This window comes from Luteimicrobium sp. NPDC057192 (assembly GCF_042670205.1).
Lineage (GTDB): Bacteria > Actinomycetota > Actinomycetes > Actinomycetales > Cellulomonadaceae > Luteimicrobium.
On the sequence record NZ_JBHUWD010000005.1, the window covers coordinates 43,045 to 66,760 of the forward strand.

The window sequence follows — 23,716 nt, forward strand, 5'->3', positions numbered from 1 at the left end:
CGGCGCCCCCGGCACCGGCCGTCCGCTACCGGACGGCGACGGCCGTCTTGCCCGCCGACGCCGCGAAGTACGCGGTACCGCCGAACCGCACCTGCCACACGCCCGAGACGGACTGCGTGAGCTTCCTCGTGAACGTGCCGTCCGACCGGGTCGTCGTCGTCGCGACCTTGGTGGGCGCCTTCGGCCCGACGGGGTCGAACCACACCGTGACGGTCCGCCCGCCGTAGGACACGTAGCGCGGGGTCCCGCGGAGCGACGTCGCACGCGTGAGGCGGCCGCTGACCGTGACGCGGCCGCCCTTCACGACGGGCTTCGGGGCCGCCGACACCGCGACCCGCGTCTTCCGCTTCGCCACGACGACGCCGTCGCCGCTCGACCGGCTCGCCGCGTTGAAGGTGGACCCGGCGAACTGCGCGCTCCAGACGCCCGTGGTGGTCGCCGTGGACGTCGTCGAGTACCGACCCGTGGCGCCCGTCCGGACGGTGCGGACCTTCGTGCGCGGCGCCGGACCGGCCGGGTCGAAGTACACGTCCACCCGCTGGTTCCCGTAGCCGACGTACCTCCCCGTCGACTGCCCGTAGCGCTCGAGCGTGCCCGTCACGGTCAGGGTCTCGCCGACGGCGGCCGGCTCGGGTGCCGCGTCGACCGTCAGCGCCGTCGGCAGCTTCACACGGAAGCCCGCGTCCCGGTAGGAGGACGGTGTGTCGGCGTCGCCGTCGGGGAAGACGGCCGCCTCGACGTCCCAGAGGCCGGGCCGGACGGCGTCGGGCAGGGTGAAGGTCGCCGTGAGTGTGGTGCCGGCAGCGCCGGGCACGAGCTCGGCGTACCCGAGCTCGTCAGGGCCCGCGGCGTCGTGCGGCCCGACGACGGCGACGGCATCTTCGCTCCCCACGAGGGCACGGTCGAGCCTCGCCGTGACGCGGACGACGGCCGTGCGGTGCGGCACGAGCGTCACGCTCGTCGCCGTCACCCCCAGGACGTGGACGGGTGCGGGAGCGGTCGTGACCGCCGTCGCCGGTGCGACCGCGCCGGCGAGGACGAGCCCCCCGGCCGCGGCGCCCGCGGCGATGATCCGTCGGAGCATGGATCCTCGATTCTTCGTCCCGCTGTGCCTCCTGTGGGCCCGTGGCGCGGGACGGTGGCGGGACGCTATGCGTCCGAGGCCACCGCCCGGTGCACAGCGGGAGAACAGCGGCCGAACGGTCGCCGTTCGTGGCTCGCCGACTGCCGCGCGTTTGCGTTGTCTCACACCGCGGATCGGGTGTCCACACTGCGACCACGTCGGCCCTACCATCGCCAGATGCCCTCCGGCCCGGCCGCCGACGCGCGCCGCAGTCTCCCGACCACCCACCGCGAGGGGCCGTGAGCATCGACCCGGCCCTCGTGCTCGGAGGGCTGCTCGTGGGCTTCGTCGTCGGGCTCACCGGCATGGGTGGCGGCGCCCTCATGACGCCGATGCTGGTCTTCGTGTTCAAGGTCGACCCGCTGATGGCCGTTTCCAGCGACGTCGTCGCGAGCCTGTTCATGAAGCCCGCCGGCGCCGTCGTGCACCTGCGGCGACGAACCGTGAACCTCCGCCTCGTGGGCTGGCTCTGCCTGGGCTCCGTGCCCGCCGCCTTCTCGGGCGTCCTGCTGCTGCGCGTGCTGCCGCTCGGCGACGGGTTCGACGACGCCGTGAAGGTCGTGCTCGGCGCCGCCCTGCTGATCGCGTCCGCGGGCCTCGTGGTGCGCGCCGTGCTCCAGATGACCCGTCGGCACTCACCGCTCGGCGAGGGCCCGGCCGAGCCGTCCTCCCCGGACGTCGTCGTGCGCCCACTGCCGACGGTCGCGCTCGGCGCCGTCGCCGGGCTGCTCGTCGGCATGACGTCGGTGGGCGCGGGCTCGATCGTCATCGTCATCCTGCTGCTCATGTACCCCGCCCTGAAGGCGTCCCAGGTCGTCGGGACGGACCTCGTGCAGGCCGTGCCGCTCGTGGCCGCCGCCTCCCTGGGGCACCTCCTCTACGGCGACTTCTCCCTCGGCCTGACGACGTCGCTGCTCGTGGGAGCCGTCCCGGGCGCCTGGTTCGGGGCACGCGTCTCGAGCCGGGCGCCCGGCGGCATCATCCGGCGAGCGCTCGCGATCCTCCTCCTCGCCTCCGGGCTGCGCCTCGTCGGGGTGCCGGTGGGCTGGGTCGTGGCCGCCGCGGTCGCCGCGCTCGTGCTCGGGAACCTGCTCTGGGCGGCGGTCCGGAAGAGGATGACGGCCGGCGTCGACACACGACGAGGGCCCCTCCCCGTGGGGGAGGAGCCCTCGTGAGCGGTGACGCGCGGCGCTACTTGACGGCGACGTAGTCACCCGTCGACGTCGCGGCGGCGTAGTTCGCGGTGCCCGCGAACTTCACGCGCCACACGCCCGGGACGGACTGGGTGCGCCGGGCCGCGAACGTGCCGTCGGCGCGCGTCGTGAGGGTCGCCACCTTCGTCGGGCCCTTCGGACCCGTCGGGTCGAACCACACGGTGACCGTCTTGCCCTGGTAGGCGGTGTAGTGAAGGGTCCCGCGGACGGACGTCGCGTGCGTCAGCCTGCCCACGACCGTGACGGTGCCGCCCTTCTTCACGGGCTCCGGGGACGCGTTCACCGTCAGGTGCGTCTTCCTCTTGCTCACGACCACGTAGTCACCGGTCGAGCGCACCGCCGCGTACGACGACGTCCCCGCGTACTGCGCGCTCCACACACCGGTGGTCTTCGCCGTGAGCTTCTTGGCGTACGTGCCCGCGGAGCTCGTCGTGACCGTCGCGACCTTGGCGCGCGGGGCCGCGCCCGCAGGGTCGAAGTACACGTCGACCTTCCTGCCGCTGTAGGCGACGTACTTCTTGGCCGTCTGGCTGTAGCGGTTCAGCCTCCCGGCGACCGTGAGGGTCTCCCCCACCGCCGCCGGCTCCGGGGACGCGTTGACCGTGAGCGCCGTCGGGAGCTTCACGTGGAAGCGCGCCGTCACGTCCACGAACGGGTCGACGTCGCCGTTGTAGACGTCGTCGATGGCGCCCTCGAAGACACCGACCTCGGCGCCCCAGCTGCCCGCGGGGCTGCTGACGTCGAGCGGGAACGAGGTGCTGAGCGACTTCGCGCCGGACGCGCCCTCGAGCGGCACGAGCACGACGTCGTCCGAGTCCCACGGCCCGACGACGACCGCCGCGACCTCGCCCTTGACGAGCGCGCGGCTCAGGGACGCCTTGATGGTGAGCGTGCGCGTCGCGTGCGGGTTGAGCACGACGTCCGCCGCCGAGACGTGGACGCTCAAGGGGCTCGCCGCTGGAGCCGGGTCAGCGGCCACGGCGGGCGCCACCGCGCCCGCGAGCACCAGCCCGGCAGCCGCGGAACCCGCGGCAATGATCCGACGAATCATGGATCCTCACTTCTTCGTCCCGCTGTTCCCCCCATGGGACCGTCACGCGGGACGGTGGACGGATCCTACGGCAGCACCCGTGCGATGCCGCTCTCGGACGGGCAGCCCCTCCCGGACGGCGGTCCGCTCTGAACGCCTCACCCATCCACTACCCTGGCGGATGCCCTAGCGCTTGCCCACTCCCCGACAGGCCTCCCATGCAACTCGCCACCGCCGCGCCCGCGAGCGCTCCGACGACCGGCGCGTCGCGCCCGGTCGAACCTCCGCGTCGCGACATCCAGGGTCTCCGCGCGCTCGCGGTGGGCCTCGTGGTCCTCTCGCACTTCTGGCCGGGCCGTCTGCCGGGCGGTTACATCGGGGTCGACGTCTTCTTCGTGATCTCCGGGTTCCTCATCACGTCCCACCTCCTCACCAAGCCGCCGCAGCGCTGGCGCGACCTCGGGGCGTTCTGGGGCCGCCGGGTGCGTCGCCTCCTGCCCGCGGCCAGCCTCGTGCTGCTGGTCAGCCTCGCCGCGAGCGTCGCGTTCCTCCCCGCCACCGCGCTCCCCCGGATCGCGCACGAGACGGCGTCCGCCGCGCTCTACGTGGAGAACTGGGCGCTCGCCGGGTCCGCGACCGACTACTTCGCGGCCGACGACCTCCACACCCCGGTCCAGCACTACTGGTCGCTCTCCGTCGAGGAGCAGTTCTACATCGTGTGGCCGCTGGTGATCGGTGCCGCGCTCTGGTGCGCCCGCCGGTTCCGCTCACGCTTCCCGTGGGTCGAGGTCGGTCTGGCCGCCGTCTTCGTCGCGTCCCTCGCCTACTCGTTCGCCGACACCGCCAGCAAGCCGGCCCAGGCGTACTTCGTCACCCCGACCCGCATGTGGGAGCTCGCGCTGGGTGGCCTCGTCGCGCTCGTCGCGGTGCGCGGGTACCGGCTCGTGCCGCGCGCAGGCCGCGCTCCCCTCGCCTGGCTCGGCATCGGGGCGATCGTCGCGTCCGCGCTGCTGTACGACGCGGCCACGCCCTTCCCCGGCATCGCGGCGCTCCTGCCGACCGTGGGCGCCGCCGCAGTGATCGCCGCGGCGGCCGACGACGCGCCGTGGTCCCCCGACCGGGTCTGGAGCGCGCGCGGCGTCCAGCTCACGGGTGACATCTCGTACTCGATCTACCTGTGGCACTGGCCGCTCATCGTGGTCACGCCGTTCGTGCTCGGCCACGACGTGTACTGGCCCGTGAAGATCGCGCTCATGGTCGTGGCCTTCCTCCTCGCGTGGCTGACCAAGGTCCTCGTCGAGGACCCGGTGCGCCGCAGCCGCGGCCTCGCCCGGCCGCTGTGGCGCACGTTCCTGGTCGGCGCGCTGCTGATGGGCGTCACCGTCGGGGCCGCGACGGGGGTGCGGATGCACGAGGAGCACGTCGCGCAGCAGGCTCAGGACGCGGTCGCGTCGGCGCTCCACGCCGACTCGACGTGCTTCGGGGCGGCGGCCGCGCGGGAGAAGGCGTGCGACTTCGTCGGGAGCAAGCTCCTCACCCCGGCGACCTACGCCAAGACCGACAAGGCCCAGGTGTACGAGGACGACTGCTGGAACGCGCAGCCCTTCACGTCGCGCAAGACCTGCACGTACGGCGCGAAGAACCCCACCAAGCGGATCGCGCTCGTCGGGAACTCGCACGGCGGCTACTGGCAGCCCGCGCTGGCCGACATCGCCACCCGAAACGGCTGGCAGGTCACGACCTACCTCGCTTCCCAGTGCTACCCGGCGGACGCGGTCCAGCTCATCGGGCCCGCCTCGGACGGCGAGAACTGCCGGAAGCTCGCGCGCTGGCAGATCTCCTCGATCGCGTCGGGCCACTACGACCTCGTCGTCGCGTCCAACCGTACGTGGCTCCAGCTCAAGGGCGTCGCCGCCGCAGACCGGGGCGACGTCGCGCGCGGGCTGTTCGCGAAGACGCTGAAGACGTGGACGGACGCCGGTGTCCCCGCCCTCGTGATCCGCGACGTGCCGTTCCACCAGAAGCCCGTTCCCGACTGTGTCGCCGAGAACCCGACCGACCTGGCGGCCTGTGCCGACCCCGAGAAGACGGCGCTCGTCCGCGACCCGCTCTTCGAGGCGGCGCGCGGTGACCGGTCGGGCATGGTGTCCACGCTCGACCTCACGCCGCGGTTCTGCAAGGACGGGACGTGCTACGGCGTCGTCGGGGGCGTGATCGCGTACTTCGACCAGGGCCACATGTCCGCGACGTTCTCGCGCACCCTCGAGGCCGACGTCGAAGCGCCCCTCGCCCGGGCGCTCGGGGAGTGAGTTCCCGGCGGTCAGCGGCGCGCACGCCACCCCGATCCCCGCGGCGGGCCCGCCGACGATCCGGGTAAGCGCCTCGAAACGTCGAGGGTTCTCGGAGCGCGCCCCGGTCGTGGGCGCGTCGGGGTCGGGCGACGCGCCCGCCGGGCGCGTCCGCTGCTCGACGGCTCTCCCCCCGTCGCGCGGCACTCGCGCAGGCCGGCTGCGTCACGTGAACCCCCGGCGACAGCGAGACGTCTCGTAGGCGAACGGCAGGTTTCGTCTGGCGCGCGCGACACGATACGATCCACCGCGCGGCACAACCGGTCCGCGCCCGTCCAGGGGAAGATGCAGTCCGATGAAGATGCCGATCATGCTCGTCTACGGCACGAGGCCCGAGGCGATCAAGATGGCGCCGATCGTGAAGGCCCTCGAGGCGTCGGAGCACTTCTCGTGCGTCGTGGTCGTCACGGGCCAGCACCGCGGGATGCTCGACCAGATCAACGCCGGCTTCGGCGTCGTCCCGGCACACGACCTCGACGTCTTCGCCCACGGACAAGGCCCGGACCTGGTCGCTGCGCGGACGATGCAGGGACTCAGCCCGATCCTCGAGGACGTCGCGCCGGCGGCGGTGCTCGTGCAGGGCGACACCTCGTCGGCGCTCGCCGCAGGCCTCAGCGCGTTCTACCACCGGATCCCGGTGGTCCACGTCGAAGCCGGGCTGCGCACCGAGTCGATCCGGTCTCCCTTCCCCGAGGAGGGCAACCGCCGGGCACTCACCCACATCACGGACCTCCACCTGACGCCGACCGAGCACACGCGGAAGAACCTCCTCAGCGAAGGGGTCGACCCGGACTCGATCGTCGTCACGGGAAACACCGTGATCGACGCGCTGCTCCTCGCCTCGACGGTCGAGCACACGCCCGCCGACCCCGTCCTGATGGAGACGCTCCGCTCGCCGCGCCGCCTGGTCCTCGTCACGTCGCACCGGCGCGAGTCCTGGGGTGCGCCGATGGAGCGGGTCGCGCGGGCACTCCACCGCCTCGCCGCGAGCGAGCCGGACGTGGACTTCGTGTTCCCGCTCCACGCCAACCCCGTGGTGCGGGAGTCCTTCGCGCCGCTGCTCACGGGCCTCGACAACTTCCGGCTCACCGAGCCGCTGGACTACCTCGACTTCGCGCACCTCCTGCGCAAGAGCGCCCTCGTGCTCACCGATTCCGGCGGGATCCAGGAAGAGGCGCCCTCGCTCGGGAAGCCGCTCCTCGTCATGCGGGAGGACACCGAGCGCGGCGAGGGTGTCGCCGCAGGGGCCGCCCGGCTCGTCGGCACCGACGAGGACCTGATCGTCGACACGGCGCAGCTCCTCCTCCACGACGAGGCCTCGTACGCGCAGATGTCGAACGCCGTGAACCCGTACGGTGACGGGCGCGCCGCGGCGCGCACCGTCGCCGCCCTCGACCACCTGTTCGGCAGGGGCGCCCGCCTCTCCGACTTCCGTCCTCACGCCTGACCCGCTGGAGAGCTTCGTGAACACCCGCACCTTCGAGACCGTCACGGTCGTCGGCCTCGGATACATCGGTCTCCCGACGGCGGCCGTCCTCGCCTCGGCGGGCGTGCGCGTCCACGGCATGGACGTCAGCCCGCGGACCGTGGAGGCCATCAGCTCGGGCGCCGTGCCGTTCGTCGAGCCCGGCCTCGCCGAGTACGTCGAGGAGGCCGTCCGTGCGGGCCGCCTCACCGCGTCGCACACCGTCGAGCCCGCGGACGCCTACGTGCTCGCTGTCCCGACGCCGTTCCACGAGGACCGCTCCCCCGACCTCACGTACGTCGTCGCTGCCACCGAGTCGATCGCGCCGACGGTCGCCGCAGGCTCGCTCGTCGTGCTGGAGTCGACCTCCCCGCCCGGGACGACCGAGCTCGTCGCCCGCCGGCTGAGCGAGCTCCGCCCCGACCTCGTGACCGACGGCGCGCTCGACGTCCATGTCGCGCACTGCCCCGAGCGGGTCCTCCCCGGCTACGTGATGAAGGAGATCGTCTCCAACGACCGCGTCGTCGGCGGTCTCACGCCCGCCGCCGCCGAGGCCGCCCGCGACCTCTACCGTCTGTTCTGCGTCGGCGAGATCCTGCTCACCGACGCGACGACCGCCGAGATGGCGAAGCTCGTCGAGAACTCGTTCCGCGACGTCAACATCGCCTTCGCGAACGAGCTCTCGCTGATCTGCGACAAGCTCGGCGTCGACGTCTGGGAGCTCATCGAGCTCGCCAACCACCACCCGCGGGTCAACATCCTGCGTCCCGGACCGGGCGTCGGCGGCCACTGCATCGCCGTCGACCCGTGGTTCATCGTCGCCGCGGACCCCGAGGGCAGCCGACTCATCCGCACCGCCCGCGAGGTCAACGACAGCAAGCCCGAGTGGGTGCTCGACAAGGTCGCCGGTGCGATCGAGGGCGTCGAGGCCCCCGTCGTCGCGGCCCTCGGCCTGGCGTTCAAGCCCAACATCGACGACCTCCGCGAGTCGCCCGCACGGCGCATCGTCGCGGAGCTCGCCGACCGGCACCCCGGGGCCACGGTCCGTGTCGTCGAGCCGCACGTGGAGGCCCTCCCCGCGGAGCTCGCGAACCGTCGCAACGTCGAGCTGACCGACCTCGCCCGCGCGATCGACGGCGCCGACTGCGTCGTCGTGCTCGTCGCGCACGACGCCTTCACCGGCACCGAGCTCGCGGGAGCGTCCGGTCACGTCCTCGACACGACCGGCCTGCTCGCCTGAGCCCTCGGACCGTCAGCTCCAGCGAGCAGCGGGCACCAGCGGCAGGACGGGCTGCTCCCGACGCCCCATGCGCCACCACGGGCCCCGCGTCCCGACGTTGCGGAGCACCTGCGCCCAGGGCCCCGGCTCGTTCAGGACGAGCTGGACGATCTCCTTCAGCTCAGCTGGCGGGACGGCGACGTGGCCCTCGCCCCACGCCCTCTCGAGGATCCACGTCCGGTCCTTGTCGTCGAGCTTCTCGACGAACGGCCGCAGGTGCTGGTCGCGGTGCCTGTCGCCCGTGTTCTGGATATAGAGCAGGTCGCTCGCACGGCCGTCGTACGTCGTCGTCAGGTCGAAGTCGACCGCCGCGAGGGCTTGCTCGAGGTCCGGCTCGTCACCACGGTCCCAGGCGACTTCGAGATAGCGCCTCACGGAACGTTGGACGTACCGGGCGATGTTCGTCTGCGGGTTGACCGCGATGGCCAGCGCACCCGGGAGGTGGTTCGCGTAGTACATCGCAGCGAACCCACCGCCCGAAGCGCCGAAAGTCGCAAGCCGTGTCCCGCCGGCAGTGTGGTGAAGGTGCTCGATGATGCGGAGCAGGGCCGGCTGCAGCGGCAGGCCGTCGGCTCCGGCGTACCACGCCAGGTCGAGGCCCTCGTCGTCGTACAGGACCGGGTCCGCGACGAACACCCGGTTGACGGGAGCACCACCGGTCAGGTTGAACCCCGTGAAATGCGGGCTGGGGTAGGCATCGCGCCGAAGGGCAGCGTGGAACAGCACAATCGTGGTCGCCGCGCCTGCCGGCTCGAAGATGAGGTCGACGACCGAGCGCCCCACGCCGACAGAGTGCAGACCCGTCGGAACGCTCGAGAGGGACTCGAGCTCAGCCACATCGGTGTACTCGTGGACCGGGCGCTTCCACCGGTCCAGATCGCGTCCTTGCATCGTCACGTCCGCTCTCTCGGAGTCTGTGGGCTCACCGTCGAACCGCGTCAGAGGTCGAAGCCCATGAAGCCGAGCTCCTGCTCGATCACGCGCGCCGCATCCGACTGCCGCCGCACCCGCTGCGCGGCCGCCGCGGACATCCGGAGGAACCTGTCGGGGTCCTCGTAGAGCGCGTCGATCCCGTCCGCCAACCCGCCCGCGTCCTCCGCGCCTGCCAGAAAGCCGCAGTCCTCGTCGACGAACTCGGGAACGGCGGACACGCCACTCGTGACCGGCACCATCCCGGACGACATGGCCTCGTCTCGGGAGACTCCCTGGGTGTCCTGGCGGGTCGGGCAGAGGAAGACGCCGTTCTCCCGGTAGAGCGCGGCCAGCTGTGTCCGCGACAGGAATCCCTGCTGGATCGTGACGTTGGCGAACCCGCGCAGCGGCGCCAAGGTCCGGTCGAAGTGCGGACCGTCACCCACGAACGTGAAGCGCAGCTGGTCGAAGTACGGCTTCTCGGCGAGCCTCAGCACGGCTTCGACGGCAAGGTCGTTGGCGTACTTCCGTGACGCGTACGGCCTCACCGAGAGAATCCGAAGGCGCTGATCCGCCGTCTTCTCGCGGAACGGGAAGACGTCTGTGTCGACGGGGTTGTGAATGACGGCGACGCGGTTTCGGGGAAGGGTACGACCGAGGTCGGCCTCGGTCTCCTCGAGGAAGTGCCGCGACACGAAGATGTAGTTCACCCGCGGGTCGTCCAGCTCGACGAGCCGCTCCCAGAACGCCGCCCGTGCTCGTCCATCCCGCTCGAACCGTTCCCGGTCCTCGTCTGGTTCGAGAAACTCGAGTCGCCGCGACCAGTGTTGGATCTCCGAGCCGTGGAACCAGAGATAGAACTGCGTCGTCGACGACGCCGTCCGAAGCTCCTCCCACATGCGCTCGTTGAGGAAGTGGACCAGCACGCGTTCGACGCCGGGCTCCCGAACTGCTCGTCCTAGCACCTCGAAAGGCATCCGGCTCGCCTCGATGCCCTCGAACTCCGCGAACTCCAGCTCCTTGTGGCGCGGGTTCCCGATCGCCACGTCGACGTCGACCCCGCGCTGCCGGTACCGAAGCACGCGACTGTGCACGAACATGTACTTGTAGAGGTCCTCCCGGCTGGGATACGCCGTCGACACCACGAGCGTGCCGGTCCGCGGGACCAGGGCACGTCCCTCGGCGGGAAGCTGGTGCCACACGGCCTTGATATCCGCTCTGCCGGTCGCCTCAGCGCGCAGCTCGAGGGTTGCCGAGACAGCCGAACGCGGGAACTCCCCACGGACTGCCCGGCCAACTGGCGCCACCACGGTGGCGACTACCTCGTTCTCAGCGTCGCGAAGGACGAGCGCGACGTCGACGCCGTGGCCGACGCCGTCCACCCGCAGCATCACCTTGTTGGCGCGCCAAAGACGTCGCGGTGAGATGGTCCGCGGCAGTTCGACGACCGTCGGTTGTCCGTCCAGTCCTTCGACGCGCAGCAGCGTGCCGTCGACCAGTGTCACCCCCGGGACCTGTTCGGTGAGCCATCCGTGGAGGATTGCTCCCACCCAGCCCCGACCAGCGATCGAAGGAACCTCCTCGAGCTCGTCGAGGACGCTCGGCGTCCGGACGTGGTGGTAGTGACGGAGCCGGCGCAGGGACACCTCGACATCGTCCGGAAGAGCGTGTCCGAGGGTGACGATCCGGCGGCCGAGAGCCTTCACGACCGGTTGCCCGCGCAGTCCCTGGACCACATCTTCGGCACGCAGCGCCGAGTCCCTCACCATCGCGCGCGACCAGGACGCTTGCTTCACGTAGGCGAACTCGGGATCGTCCGCGTCCGGACGCACGACGACCTCCGCATCCGCATAGCGGAGGCCGAGCGCGAGGTCGAGCAGGTGATAGCTGTCGTACTGCTGGTCAGGAGCGAGCATCGCGAGCCCGACGACGACGTGGTCGTCGGTCCAGAGGGCGCCACCGTCCCACTCCTCGAACGTGAACGCTGCGAGGCCTTCCTCGATCGCGCGGGCAGCAACCGCGGGCTCGATGGTCAGCACCATCGCGTCGGCTCGGACACCGCGCTGGTCACGGAGCACTGCCAGCATGAGGTCGAGCTCGTCCGGCGTGTCGGCACGGAGCACCACGGCGACGCGTGGGCCGCCCCTGTCAGGCGCGACGCCTGAGATCACCGACCGAACCGCGTCCCACCGATCCGCGTACGTGTGCTCGGACATCACGCGCCGAAGCCCCTCGGATCGGATCATCCGCTCAAGGAGCGGATCACGATCGAGATCGACGAGCCAGCGCACGGCCTCCCGCCCGTCGTCGGTCAGCTTGACGACGTCACCGAACAACAGGGAGAGCGCCCGGTTGTAGTTGGACAGGACCAGCGTCCCGCTCGCTAGCAGCTCCAGCGCCCGCCGAGCGAACATCGAGTCGGACTGCTTGACGGTGTTGATCGTCAGACCGACCCGATACCGCCGGTACGCCGCGGCCATCTTGTCAGCAGGCAGGGAACCGACGACGAGCTCCTGTGCGTACTCCGGGTAGCGGAACTGCTCCGCGTTCGATGCAGCGTTGCGGTCGTAGATCGCCAGCTCGCGCCCGGCGGCGACGAGCGCTGAGGCGATCGCGTCGAAGTCGCGCATCCGCTGGGGATACTTCCGGTAGTACGAGCCGGCGAACATGATCGCGGAGCTCCGCGGCCCGCGAACGAAGGGGTTGACCTCCCGCGGCTGAACAGCAAAGCCCAGCGCATGCACTCGATCGTGCCCGAGCCGCGCTCGATAGCGCCCGACGATGTCGACGTCGGTCGTGAAGACGAAGTCGAAGAGGCCGGCCACGCCCACGAACTGCTCGAAGCGAACAGGGTCCTCCTTGTTCCAGAAGACTGTCGCAACCGACCCCGCCCGCGCCCAGTCGAGGATCTCCCGCAGCTCGGGCGGCGCCGTGTGCACGACGTCCTTCCACGCCTCGTCGCGCCCGCGCCACGCCGACTCGACGAACACCAGATCGGGATCGAACTCCTCGAGGGCCTCCTTCCAGCCCTCGCGCGGGATGTCCGCCCAGTCGCAGTCCGGTGAAAAGCCCAGCCGCGTGAAGTCGTCGGTGATCGCCGCCACCCGCAGTCGCGGCCGCCTGTTCACCCGCGCGCCGAACCTGGCGCGCACCCGCGCGAGATGCTCCTCTTCCAGAGCCCGGCTGAGGATCAGCGGACCCGTGGGCAGTCGGAGTGGCGTCCGTGGGGCGGACGTCGTCGCAGGGCTCGACGACGCGATCCGCAGCAACGTGACGGGGAGCTTCACGAGTCGCCCCGGCGAGGTCCGCGCGCGTCGAAGAGCCTCGCCGACCCGATACCAGCGTCCGGAACGGACCGCCTCGAGCTCGGCCTGGGACGTCGCCAGCTGGGCGTCGACCGCGAGCGCGCGCCGCCGTGCGACCAGGGTGGCGCGCACCTGACCCGTGAGCGACCGCGCGAGCTCGTCCACGGCGTCGCGAGCCTCGGTGCTCCCGGTGTCGTCGTTGGCGAGCTCGCGGCTGAGGCGGCTCCGCTGGCGCAGAGCCTCTGACGCCATGGCCGAGGTGCGCGCCAGGTCGGCCTTCGTCTGCGAGTGCTCGGTGGAGAGTGCTCTGAACCGCTGACGGGCCGCTGAGAGGTCGCGCCGGAGAACGTGCTCGTCAGCGCTCCGGTAGGCCGAGGCGGCCCCGGCCGCCGCGGCGTCCCGGAGGTCTGCCGCCGTGAGCCGTTCCACCGGGACGAAGAGGTGGGTCGGCGTCGCGTTGAAGGAGCGCACGAACGCGTAACCCAGGGGAACCAGCTCGGGGACGAGCGCGGCCAGAGCCTCAGGCGACTGCGCCTCGACGTAGAGAAGGGGCCGGCACCTGCGCAGAGTCTCACGACCGCCCTGGATGACCGCCAGCTCCATCCCTTCCACGTCGACCTTGAGGACCGAGACCTCCGTGGAGCCGAGCTCGGAGTCCAGCGTCGAGACCGGGAACTCGTCGAGGCCGGGGCCGTCCGCCCCGTCATCGAGGGCGACGCGCTGTGCACCAAGGTTCGCCTCGTCGAGCGCTGCGAAGTGCCCCTTCCCCGGCGCATCGCCGACCGCGACGGGGCGCGCGTCGACAACGTGGTCGAGACCGTTGAGCTTGATGCTCTCGCGCAGGGCGTCGACCAGCTCACCATTCGGTTCGAAGGCGATCACGCGGGCGCCGGTCGTGGCAGCGACGTAGATCGCGTGGTTGCCGACGTTGGCCCCGACGTCGACGAACACCGCACCCGAGCCGAGCCGGTCCGCGATGTCGCGCAGCATCTCGTGCTCGTAGGGCCTACCGGTCTCGCTGATCGTCCGCTGGATGTAGTCGACCGGCGCGTGGGGAAGGACCATCGTGTACGTGCCCTCGTCGAGCTCCAGCACGACGGTCGCACCGCTCGGCGGCTTCATGAATCTCCTCCAGGGTGCCGAGGCATGCGCCCCGTCCGAGCCTCGCGCGGCAGCCGCGCCTTCTCTGCCGTCAGGCGCACGTCGCTACGCCGTCACGGGGGACGATGACGTCGGAGCCGCCCTCCAGCAGCGGCACCACCCTGTCTGGAACCCGCGCCCGGCTCTCGTCCGACGTCGGTCGCCAGCTGCCGGCGAGGCCGCGGGCACGCACCCAGCCGACCTTCCGCATCCACGTCTCCTGGTGATCGTCGACGTCGAAGGCCAGGCTGCACGCCAGATCGTCGTCGGCGAACAGTGTGACCAGAGCTGCAGACCACGCCAGCTCGTCGGGCGCACCGCGCCGCGCCCGGAGAGCGCCGCCGCGAACGAGGACCCGGAGCGTGAACTCGGGACACACCTCGCGCAGCACGCGCAGTTGAGCGACAGCAGCCAGGAGCTCCCCAGCGCTCGGTTCGACGATCCCGAGCTGGAACTGATGAGCGGGGAGCGAGGGCCTCGTGACGGTGTTCTTGCCGACAGCCGACGCCACACCCAGATCGACGTCGAAGACGGACTGAAGCCGCTCCGAGGCACGTCCGACGGCGAAATGTGCGGCAGCACGCCGCGCTGCCGCACTGGCTCGATCGAGGAGCCCGCGATCGACGGCGACCGCGGCGAGCGTGTCGAGGATCCGCCCGTCGTCGACGAACAGCGGGTAGTCCTCGCCCAGCAGCTGCTCGTGGATGCGGTTACGGTTCACGATCGGGGCCACGCCGGCCGCGCCGTACTCGAGCAGCTTGGTCGAGAGCTCGTGACTGGCGTCCATCTCGGGATCCCGCCAGCCGAGCCCGATCTCGAAGCCGGAAAGACGCGCGACGGCCTCGTCGCGGCTCATTCCGCCGAGCCAGGTCACGCCTGGCGACCCCGTCACGGCAGCTCGCATGCCGCCGACCCAGTCGGGCACGGCCGGGTCGTTCTGGAACTTGTCCCCGATCAGCGTGACCTCGATGTCGAACCCTCGTTCCGCCGCCTGCGCCGGCAGCGCGCACATCTCGCGGGTGTACCAGCGGCGCGCGAACTTGCCGGAGTAGACCAGGCGCAGCGGGCCATCGGCCCCAGCGACCGGCCGAGGCTCGGCGAACGACGAGTCAGGGACCATAGGGGGAAGGAGGTGGGTCTTGCCTCGTGCCTCCGGCACGTGGAACTCAAGGAAGTCACGCGCCTCGTCCGTCTGTGCGAAGACACCACGGGACGCCCCGACCGTCGCAGCGAGCTCCGCCTGGATCTCCGTCGTCATCTCGGCAGCCGTCTGCGGAACGTCGGTCATGTAGGACCACAGTCGAGGCCCGACGACCTCGGACCGTGCGAGCGCGCCGCACACCGCGCGTCCCCGGCAGATGACGACGTCGTAGCCCTCCCGCTCGACGAGCTGCTCGATCCGTGCGGACGCGCCGCCGACGTCGTACTGCCGCGCCGGCATGCGGCGCGTGCGCTCGGGCTCGCTGAGCCAGCGGACGCCTTCGATCCGCTGCAGGTCCTGGGCGAGCACGCCGGTGACGGGTGCCTTGAGGAGCACGTCGACGTCGAACGACGTCCTGGACAGCGACTCCGCCATCGAGAGGAGCCAGATCGCGGACCCGTCGAGCACGTTCAGGTTGACGTGGCCGTACAGGAGCACGCGACGGGGCGTGGAGGACGAGCTTGGCTGGTTCATCGGAGCGATCCCCCCAGGTGTGCGCCGACCATCGCTACGATCTCCGCCACGCCGCCCGGGACGGTCGAGGTGGCGAGCTGACGGATCGCCGCGGTGTTGACGTCTGGCGTGAGTGCGGCCGTGACGACCACGAACGGCAGACCATGGCGCTCGGTCCAGTCCGCCACGGCCTGGAGCTCGACGAGGCGCCCCTCCCCTGCGCTCGACGTCGTCGCGAACCAAGCGCCCTCGGCGAAGGCTCGCTCGTCGACCACGACGGCGTCGGGCTGGAACGCGTCGAGCGACGCGAGCGCGAGGCCTGGGACCAAGGGACGAAGGGTGCCCACCGGGCGCCATTCCGCAAGAGCCGCAGGAGAGGCGACCAGTGCCACGCGGAAGTCGGTCGCCGGCTCGTCGAGGGCCCGACCGGCCGCACGGAAGGCCAGAGTGGCCGTCTCGGGCGCCGGAGCGGGGGGCTCGGGCGCGGTGCTCGCGACGACTGCGGCCGAGGCGGTCGGCGCGGGTCGCGCCGGCACCGGGGCCGGGGCCGCGGTCCGCTGCGGCCGCGGCACCCGTGCGAGCCGGGTCGCCTGGCGCCGGACCTCCCGGTTCTGCGTCGCCAGCCGCCGGTAGAGCAGGTCGAGCCCGACGAGCCCGACGATCACGAGGAGCCCCGTCGCCACGAGGACGAGCGCCCGCGTCGCGGGGACGTCCGCGACGGCGAGTCCGAGAAGCACGAGATAAGCGACGAGCACCAGCGCGCCGAGGGCCCGGGCACGGCGGTATCCGAAGCCCCGGGCAGCATCGGCGAGCCTGCGCCGCACCGCGTTGGTCGTCACGAGCTTCTCCTCATGGTTCGTTCGGTGGGCACGCTCGAGAGAGCGGGCTCGGGCGCCGCCTGCGCGAGGATCGTGCGCAGGACCTCGAGGGCGGCAGCGGTGTCGCCGAGGGTCGAGCGTGCGTCCAGGTCTACGGCGGCGAGGGTCGAGCCTTCCTCGACGATCCCCCAGATCGGGACGCCGGCGCCGCGGTAGTCCGCCAGCTTCGACGGCAGGTACGGGTTGACGGGGAACGCTTCGGGCGTCCGGGCGTCGGCGAGGACGAGCCAGTCCATCCGCCGGGCGGTCGCGAGGAAGTCGAAGTACGAGAGTGCCTCGTGAACCTCGACGACGTCCTCGGCGGGATGTCCGGCCACCGCCTCGACGGTGCGGTCGTAGGCCGCGGTGTAGACGACGAGCCGGACCCGTGCGCGCTCGTCGGCTGCGAGCTCCGCGAACGGGTCGAGGATGTCCCCGACGCCGCGCACCGTGTAGAAGTTGCCGAAGTACCCGATCGTGACGGGACCCGTCGGCAGGCGTGCGTCCACGTCCCCCAGCTCGTAGAGCGCAGGGGCCGGGATCGGGTGGGGCGCGATCTCGCTGTGGCGCCTCGCCCGCTCCGCGACCTCGGGTGCGGCGCACAGCGACAGCATGAGGTCGCGCTGGTTCTCGTTGGTGAAGACGATGCGGTCGGCGAGCGCGAAGACCATCCACTCGACCGCGTCGAAGAACCTGTCTCCCGACCAGCCAGGCAGCCCGCGTGCCCGCACGGCGGCGTCGATCTCGTCGAGGATCTCGCTCGGCGGCATCGGGTTCTCCCGACGTTCGCCGTTGGGGCGGACCGCGAGCGGGTCCGACAGCTCCGCGGTCCACGGGACGTCGGGGCGCCTCGTCTTGTACCAGGCGGCGAGGACGCTCGCCGACGCCCACATGGACCTGCTGTACAGCCACTCGTAGGTCCCGACCGACGCCTCGCGTCGCTCGACGGCCGCCATGCCGAGCCGGCAGAACTGCTCGACGTCGGGCCAGTGGCCGGACGTGATGCGCCCTCGGACCTGTGTCCGCCGGCCGAGGTTGCGCCGCGAGAGCTCGAGCGAGCGCTCGTCGACGGGACGCCGGCCGGTCATGTCGTTGGTGACGACGTCGTACGCGTCGTCCCCGGTCTCGAGACGGCGGGCGACGACGAAGCCGGACGTGTCGAGGAACGGCGGATACACGTACGCCACCGTGAGCCCGCGCGAGCACGCCGCGTTGAGCCGCTGGGCGTCGAAACGGCGCAGACCCCGGGCGGCGACGTCGTCGAGGATCCGGCCCCGCAGCGCCGGCTCCGCCGCGGCCGCACGGCCGAGCTCCGCGGTGAGCGCGCCGCGGGCGGCGTCCCAGGCCGGCGCCCAGCGCGTGTCCGCGGGTTCGGGGTCGAGGAGCGCGGCAGCCTCGACGAGGGCGCCGACCTCGTCGGCCGTCGGCGGCGGTGTCGTCCGCGCAGGGATCACGACGAAAGCCGGGACGGGAGCGGTGGACAGGCGGCTCGCGACGCCGACGCGCAGACCGACGTCACCCCGGGTGACGACGTCGTCGGCGAGCGCCGCGCGTGCCAGGTCGGTGGGGAGCAGGACGCCGCGGGCCGTGAGGAGCCGCTCGGTCGCGACGGCCGCCGCACGCTCGGGCGGGCACGAGACCCCGACGGGGACGACGACGTCCTCGGGGGCGGTCGCGGCGGCGAGCAGCGCGGCGAGGTAGTCGGGGCGCGGCCGCTCCCCCGCGTCGAGCACGACGCAGAACGGAGCCCGGGCCTCGGTCAAGCCGGCCGCGCGCCCGTCGTGCGGGCTCCGGCCGACCGCCTCGACCAGGCGCATGCCGTGCGGCAGGGCGCGGTCCGCGACCTCGGAGACGACCAGCACCTCGAGCGCGTCGCGGACGTCACGCTGGGCGTCGAGCGCCGCCACGGTCTCGTCGGCGCCCTCGTCGCCGGTCACGACGACGGTCACGCGCGGACGGGCCGCAGGCAGAACCTTCCCGGCGAGGGCGCGGAGCCGTCCGGGTGTCACCGCACGGTCCTGACCGCGTCGTCGCCCGTGAGCGCCGGCGCGGGCGTCGGACGGACGGGCGGCGCCTCGGGTGCGGGGACGGATGCCGTGACCGGCTCGGGTGCGTCGATCGCGCGGACGGCCTCGACGACACGTGCGCAGGAGCGGTCGTCCCGGTGCGGGAAGGTCGCGGCCATCCGGGCGGCGTGCTCGGGTCCGGGGGTGAAGCCGTCGGCGGCGATGCGCTCGAGCGCGTCCAGCGCGCCGTCCTCGGTCTGCACGACGGGCCCGAAGCCGTCCTCCTCGTAGGAGAAGTAGCCCTGCCGGACGGTGTGCGTCCCCCCGAACGCCTCGTCCTGGTCGAACTGGTAGTAGACGATGGGGTGCCCGACGTAGGCGGCGTCGAAGACGACGGACGAGAAGTCCGTGACGACGACCTTCGCGCTGACGAGCACCTCCTGGATGTCGTTGCCGCCGTAGGTCAGGACCTCGACGTGCGGCGGGAGGTCGAGCCGCGACAGGTACGGCTGGATGTTGGGGTGCGGCATGAACGCGATCGTCGCGTCGTGCCGGCGCGCCAGCTCCGCGAGGCGCGGGGAGCGGAGCAGCCCCGACCACGCCCGTGCGTACCGGGTCTGCTCGAAGTCGTCGATGAGCTCACGGTCGCCCTTGGGGCCGATCTTGCCCAGGAGGTACTCGCGCCAGCTCGGCAGCACGAGGATCCGGCGCCGCCCCGCGCCCCCGGCCTGCTGGTCGAGGCGGAACAGGCGGTCGTGGCGGGGCAACCCGGTGAGCGCGACCTCGCGGGACGTGAACCGGTACATCGACTCGGTGCCGGCGATGGCCGCGTACTCGTCGGTCGTCGTCGTGAGGAAGAGGTCGAAGTTGCGCCGGTTCAGCCAGCGCGACAGGTCGGTGGCGATGACGCCGTGCTGGAGGAAGATGAACCGCCAGGCCGGAGCCCCGAGAGGCCGGAGCGACACGGGGTTGTACACGTACGGCCCCGCCTGCGACGAGATCACGTGGGTCGCGTTGAGGCACACGAGCTTCCAGCGCAGCGAGCCGTACGCCAGGAGGTGACGGTTCCCCTCACGCTTGAGCCGCTTCCAGTCGTGCGTCCCGCGCTCGAGGGCGAACCACGCCGGCGTGCCCTGCTCTTCAGCCCGCAGGTGCTTGAACAGGTGCTCGGCGTTGTCGTGCGCGCTGTCGACGCGGTCCAGGAGCACCCACGAACCACGGTACCGCCGCCGGATCGGGCCGAGACCCGCGATCGTCCGGGTCAGACGGTGGCCCCACCAGCGCGGGGAGAGCACGCGGCCGAGCAGACCCTTCGCGGTGAGATCAGGCGCCTCGCCCTTGGCCTTGCCGGCGAACGCCTCGGCCAGGCCCGGCGGCTGCCACTGGGTGCGCGACAACGGTGTACGGACCCGCGAGATCGGCACCGGCCTGCCGTCGAGCAGGACCTCCACGGCCGCCTGGCTGCTGACCCACATGATCCGCTCGCGCACGAGGGTGCGGCCCGCGTACACCTGGCACCGCACCTTGCCGTGGTGGGGAGCGGCAGGTCGCCCGTCGACGAGCAGCTCCTCGCGAGGCGCCGGCCCCGTGTAGCGATAGGAGAGCCGCACGAGGCGGCGGCGGCTGTCGTGCTGCTCGAGGACGATCGGCTCCTCGTGCCACGACTCCCCCCGGTAGCCGCGCCTGAAGGCGATCCGGCGGTCCAGCGGGAACGACGCGGTGTCGAGCGAATCGAGCACGTCCGTGTCGATCAAGGCGACGATGCGCTCCACCAGGTCGTGGAACGTGTCCGCGACGTGGTGCATCTCCGCGTTCATCTGCCCGGACAGCGTCTCGTCGGCGCGGAAGTACGTACCGACGTCCTGCAGGACGAGCTTCTGCACCCAGGTGGGGACCGGGCCCGAGACCGCGCAGTCCTGGAGGAGCCTCAGGTGACCGTGCTCGAGCGCCGTCGTGAACTTCGCCGGGTCGCGGAACGGCTCCCGGGCACCGGTCGCCTCCTCCTGGCGCCTGCGGAACCGGTACTCGGCGCCGCGGGCGAGCGCGACCCGCGCGTCACCGGCTAGCAGCGCCCGCGCCACCAGGTCGAGGTCGCCGAAGCCCGACGCGAGCTCCGGCGCGAACCGCAGCCCGGCCGCGCGGAGCACCTCGAGGTCCAGCACGAGGGTCCGGAGCGCGGACGTCACGGGGTCGGGCCGCACCGCGAGGTCCACGACGGCGTCGCGGGTCGCGAACGGGCCCTCGGACCTCGGCGGCTCGACCGTGCCGCGCGCCTCATCCCACACGAGCTCGCGCGCCAGGACGGCGCGCGTCCGGTGCTTCGTGGCGGTCGCACGCACCGCGTCGACGAACCCAGGAGCCCACACGTCGCGCGCGTCGGGGAACGTGACCCAGGTGCCCGGGGCGGCGTTCGTCTCGGCCCAGGCGAGCGCCGCGTTGCGAGCCGCGGGGACGTCTGCCTCGGCGTCGAGGACCGTGACCTGGCCGGGGAACCTGCCGGCCCACCGCGCGAGCACGGCCGGCGTCCCGTCCCGCGAGCCGGCGTCGACCGCGACGACCCGGAGCCCCGTCCACGCGTCACCCTGGGCCTCGAACGAGGCCAGTAGTGCAGGCAGCTCGGCCTCGACGTCCCGCGCGACGACCACCGCGATCAGGCTGGGCGCCCCTGCGCTCGCGCTCATACGTTCCTCTCCTCAGGCTCCGCCGGGGCCCGGCGGCTCCGGCGGCGACGCAATTCTAGGGTGGCGATCGGTGTGCTCGGGCACGCAGTCAACGCGTGCCCCGGCCGGTTCAGCGGCCGTCGAGCTCGAAAGCCGACCTGAGCGGGAAGTACGTCCGGAGCATCTCCTGGATCATCTGCGAACGGCTCTCGCGCTCGGCGTCGACGAGATTGGTGTCGTTGAGGCAGAAGACGTCGAAGTCACGTCCCCGAGAGATGCGGTTGAGCGTGAGCACGGCCTCGTCGCTCGCCATGTCCAGGTAGTCGTAGGCGATGTCCCCCTCGACGGCCCGCCCGGTGACGTACGCGTACCAGTGGTGCAGCGCCGACGCCACCGAGTGGTCCTCGGGGTCGCGGAAGCGCGACGCGACGAGCTGCTTGAAGACCTCCGGGTAGCGGTCCTCGAGCTCCTCGAGCACCCCGCGCTGCTGCGGGTGCGGCGTGTGCTTCACCTTGCGCGTGATGGTGCGGCCGACGAGGTTCTCGATGAGCTCACGGTTGTGCTTGGCCGCCGACATCACGGGCAGGTCGCGCACCGAGGGGAGCCCGAGCTCGAGGACGGACCGCGACACGAAGAACCGCGACAGCCCGTTGCCCTCGAAGAACAGCTCGGGTGCGACAGGCCGGCCGAAGAAGACGTCGTCGTTGAGGTACAGGTAGCGGTCGGCCAGACCTGGGATGTGGTGGAGCTGCGACTCGATCGCGTGCGAGTTGAAGACGGGCAGCGACGTCGTGTCGCTGAAGATGTCGCGGTGGTCGACGACCGAGACGCGCGGGTGGGAGACGTCGAGCCACTCCGGCACCTGCCCGGCGGTCACCACGTGGATCCGCCGCACCCAGCTCGCGAACATCTCGATCGAACGCATCGAGTAGCGCAGCTCGTCGTGCCCGAGGAACCGCGAGCTGCTCACGGCGTTCGGGTTGACGGCGCCGTCGGACAGCTCTGCCTCGGCCCGCGCCCGCGCGGCCTGCCACGCCGGGTCCGTCCCGTCGACCCAGGTGTAGACGACGTCGACAGGCTCCGCGACCTCCGTGAGACCGAGGTGGGTGACGAGCCTGCGGTCCACGCGCCGCTCGGCCGCCGCCCACGACGCGGGCGTCAGGTACGCCGCGATGCCGTTGTACCGCGGCGCCACGAGGGTGCCCCGCTCGTACGTGCCGCCGTCGGGGCACGGGGTCGTGTCGTCCTCGACGCGCGACCACAGCTCGAGCTCGACGGCCTCCGTCGAGGTCCCGAGGACCGTGCCGTCGGCCGCGACGAGGAGCCGGTAGACCGCGACGGCGGCGTCGTGGGGTCCGCGCCGCAGCCACCCGGCGAGCGGGACCCGCGCGCCGGACGGCCGGACGAGCGTCCACTCGCGGTCGGCGAGGGGCGCGAGCGCGTCGGCGAGCGCCGCCGCGTGCTCGCGTGGGACGACCACACGGGCAGGCGACTCGCCCAGGACCGCGAAGGGCACGCCGGCGTCTCGCAGCCTCCCGACGACGGCCTCGGCGGTCTCCCTCCGCGCCGCCCACGTGTCGAACCGGTCGACCACGCGGCCGAGCAGCGGCTCACGGAAGGTACCGGTGACCCGGTAGCCCTCGGGGACGCGCGGGACGCGGAACGTGAGCGCCGCCGCGGAGAGACCTCGCTGCCAGCCGAGCTGGCCGCGCAGGAAGCGCGAGATGCGCAGGCGCGAACCGATCGAGAGGTGAGCCGCCGCAGCGGTGCGCACGCCCATCCGGTCCCTCAATCAGTCGACTACACGTCCCCCTGCCACCGTCCGTCGAACGCACAGGCTCAACCCAAGCATGGAGGCGCGACACAGTGTATCCTCCCTCCGCGCCGGCCTCGGGGACCTCGTTCGGCCTGTGGACGGCCTCGCCGGACCTACCGTCCGAGCACCCGTCGCACGCGGCTCCGGACCCCCGGCCGGACGGACCGCACCGCCGGGGTGCCGCCGTCGGCCTGCTCCGCCGGATCCTCGGTGAGGTTCCAGTACGCCTCGGACTTCTTCACCGTGCTCGCGTCGGGCTTGTAGTAGGGACGCGCGACCGACAGGTGCGGTCGCTCCCAGGCGATGTCCCGGCGCACGACGCGCGCGGGCGCGCCGACGGCGATGCAGTTGTTCGGGATCCGTCCCTTGACGACCGAGCGGAACCCGACCACCGCGCCGTCGCCCACCTGGGCACCGGCCAGCAGCGCAGCGTCGAACGCCAGCCACACGTGGCTGCCCACCGTGATCGAGCGCGACCGGTTGACCCGCTTGCCCGACGTCACGTCGAAGATCGGGTGCCCGTCGTCGGCACGGACCTGGTTGCCCGTCGCGAACATCACGTCGTCCCCGATCGTGACCGTCGTGCCCTCGACCGCGGAGATCACGACGTTGCCGGTCGAGGAGACGTTCTGCCCGACGACGACCGTCGAGTCCTGCCCCACGCGCACGATGGCGCGGAAAGGCGGCACGCCCGCGCTCGAGCCGATCTCGCACGTGCCGCCGTCGCAGTCGAACGTCACGGACAGGTGCGCCAGCCGCGCCTTCGCGTCGACGCGCAGCACGTTGCCCGAGCCGCGGAAGACCACCTTGATCCGGGCGTCCGCGGGAAGCGTCCCCTCGAACTCCACGCGGTTCCCGCGGTCGTCGGACCAGGGGGCGAGGGACTCGAGCGTCGTCGGCATGACGG

General features: G+C 71.9%; 14 protein-coding genes. 4 read left to right on the forward strand and 10 right to left on the reverse strand.

The window, feature by feature from the left end; translation table 11 throughout:
- Window positions 1–25: 25 nt before the first annotated feature.
- Window positions 26–1,084, reverse strand: a complete 1,059-nt coding sequence (locus ACFT5B_RS04225) for a hypothetical protein (RefSeq protein ID WP_386796727.1) — start codon at window positions 1,082–1,084, stop codon at window positions 26–28.
- A gap of 278 nt (window positions 1,085–1,362) precedes the next feature.
- On the opposite strand from ACFT5B_RS04225, the gene ACFT5B_RS04230 reads away from it, so the two are divergent.
- Complete coding sequence (locus ACFT5B_RS04230) at window positions 1,363–2,298, forward strand: sulfite exporter TauE/SafE family protein (protein WP_386796728.1); 936 nt, start codon at window positions 1,363–1,365, stop codon at window positions 2,296–2,298.
- 16 nt (window positions 2,299–2,314) lie between these two features.
- On the opposite strand, the gene ACFT5B_RS04235 is transcribed toward ACFT5B_RS04230, so the two are convergent.
- Complete coding sequence (locus ACFT5B_RS04235) at window positions 2,315–3,388, reverse strand: hypothetical protein (protein WP_386796729.1); 1,074 nt, start codon at window positions 3,386–3,388, stop codon at window positions 2,315–2,317.
- Window positions 3,389–3,585: 197 nt separating this feature from the next.
- On the opposite strand from ACFT5B_RS04235, the gene ACFT5B_RS04240 reads away from it, so the two are divergent.
- The 3 genes from ACFT5B_RS04240 (at window position 3,586) to wecC (ending at window position 8,420) form a co-directional block, all read left to right on the forward strand.
- Window positions 3,586–5,676, forward strand: a complete 2,091-nt coding sequence (locus ACFT5B_RS04240) for an acyltransferase family protein (RefSeq protein ID WP_386796730.1) — start codon at window positions 3,586–3,588, stop codon at window positions 5,674–5,676.
- Between the two features lie 334 nt (window positions 5,677–6,010).
- Entirely contained in the window at window positions 6,011–7,162 is a 1,152-nt protein-coding gene (wecB, locus tag ACFT5B_RS04245; protein WP_386796731.1) for a non-hydrolyzing UDP-N-acetylglucosamine 2-epimerase, read from the forward strand.
- 16 nt (window positions 7,163–7,178) lie between these two features.
- The gene (gene wecC, locus ACFT5B_RS04250; RefSeq protein ID WP_386796732.1) at window positions 7,179–8,420 is read left to right on the forward strand and encodes a UDP-N-acetyl-D-mannosamine dehydrogenase; all 1,242 of its coding nucleotides are present in this window, start codon (window positions 7,179–7,181) and stop codon (window positions 8,418–8,420) included.
- Window positions 8,421–8,432: 12 nt separating this feature from the next.
- Here the strand turns inward: wecC and ACFT5B_RS04255 are convergent, their stop codons facing one another.
- The 8 genes from ACFT5B_RS04255 to ACFT5B_RS04290 form a co-directional block, all read right to left on the reverse strand.
- On the reverse strand, window positions 8,433–9,242 hold the full coding sequence (locus ACFT5B_RS04255; RefSeq protein WP_386796733.1) for a hypothetical protein: 810 nt from the start codon (window positions 9,240–9,242) through the stop codon (window positions 8,433–8,435).
- Between the two features lie 155 nt (window positions 9,243–9,397).
- The gene (locus tag ACFT5B_RS04260; protein ID WP_386796734.1) at window positions 9,398–13,666 is read right to left on the reverse strand and encodes an FkbM family methyltransferase; all 4,269 of its coding nucleotides are present in this window, start codon (window positions 13,664–13,666) and stop codon (window positions 9,398–9,400) included.
- Between the two features lie 202 nt (window positions 13,667–13,868).
- Complete coding sequence (locus ACFT5B_RS04265) at window positions 13,869–15,491, reverse strand: hypothetical protein (RefSeq protein ID WP_386796735.1); 1,623 nt, start codon at window positions 15,489–15,491, stop codon at window positions 13,869–13,871.
- Window positions 15,488–16,309 carry a hypothetical protein gene (locus ACFT5B_RS04270; protein ID WP_386796736.1) on the reverse strand — a complete coding sequence of 274 codons (822 nt, stop codon included), beginning with the start codon at window positions 16,307–16,309 and terminating at the stop codon, window positions 15,488–15,490. The genes ACFT5B_RS04265 and ACFT5B_RS04270 overlap by 4 nt, the downstream gene beginning before the upstream one ends.
- Window positions 16,306–18,336: a hypothetical protein gene (locus tag ACFT5B_RS04275; protein WP_386796737.1), complete on the reverse strand. Its 2,031-nt coding sequence runs from the start codon at window positions 18,334–18,336 to the stop codon at window positions 16,306–16,308. The genes ACFT5B_RS04270 and ACFT5B_RS04275 overlap by 4 nt, the downstream gene beginning before the upstream one ends.
- Window positions 18,333–21,014 carry a CDP-glycerol glycerophosphotransferase family protein gene (locus tag ACFT5B_RS04280; RefSeq protein ID WP_386796738.1) on the reverse strand — a complete coding sequence of 894 codons (2,682 nt, stop codon included), beginning with the start codon at window positions 21,012–21,014 and terminating at the stop codon, window positions 18,333–18,335. The genes ACFT5B_RS04275 and ACFT5B_RS04280 overlap by 4 nt, the downstream gene beginning before the upstream one ends.
- A 109-nt stretch (window positions 21,015–21,123) precedes the next feature.
- The gene (locus ACFT5B_RS04285) at window positions 21,124–22,773 is read right to left on the reverse strand and encodes a stealth family protein (protein ID WP_386796739.1); all 1,650 of its coding nucleotides are present in this window, start codon (window positions 22,771–22,773) and stop codon (window positions 21,124–21,126) included.
- 149 nt (window positions 22,774–22,922) lie between these two features.
- Window positions 22,923–23,711, reverse strand: coding sequence for an acyltransferase (locus ACFT5B_RS04290; protein ID WP_386796740.1), 789 nt, complete (start codon window positions 23,709–23,711; stop codon window positions 22,923–22,925).
- Window positions 23,712–23,716 lie beyond the last annotated feature (5 nt).

Coding starts and splice junctions, on each gene's coding strand:
- ACFT5B_RS04265 (WP_386796735.1), bottom strand. CDS start 15,491: ATGAACCAGCCAAGCTCGTCCTCCACGCCCCGTCGCGTGCTCCTGTAC.
- wecB (WP_386796731.1), top strand. CDS start 6,011: ATGAAGATGCCGATCATGCTCGTCTACGGCACGAGGCCCGAGGCGATC.
- ACFT5B_RS04240 (WP_386796730.1), top strand. CDS start 3,586: ATGCAACTCGCCACCGCCGCGCCCGCGAGCGCTCCGACGACCGGCGCG.
- ACFT5B_RS04280 (WP_386796738.1), bottom strand. CDS start 21,014: ATGAGCGCGAGCGCAGGGGCGCCCAGCCTGATCGCGGTGGTCGTCGCG.
- ACFT5B_RS04260 (WP_386796734.1), bottom strand. CDS start 13,666: ATGCTGCGCGACATCGCGGACCGGCTCGGCTCGGGTGCGGTGTTCGTC.
- ACFT5B_RS04235 (WP_386796729.1), bottom strand. CDS start 3,388: ATGATTCGTCGGATCATTGCCGCGGGTTCCGCGGCTGCCGGGCTGGTG.
- ACFT5B_RS04225 (WP_386796727.1), bottom strand. CDS start 1,084: ATGCTCCGACGGATCATCGCCGCGGGCGCCGCGGCCGGGGGGCTCGTC.
- ACFT5B_RS04290 (WP_386796740.1), bottom strand. CDS start 23,711: ATGCCGACGACGCTCGAGTCCCTCGCCCCCTGGTCCGACGACCGCGGG.
- ACFT5B_RS04285 (WP_386796739.1), bottom strand. CDS start 22,773: ATGGGCGTGCGCACCGCTGCGGCGGCTCACCTCTCGATCGGTTCGCGC.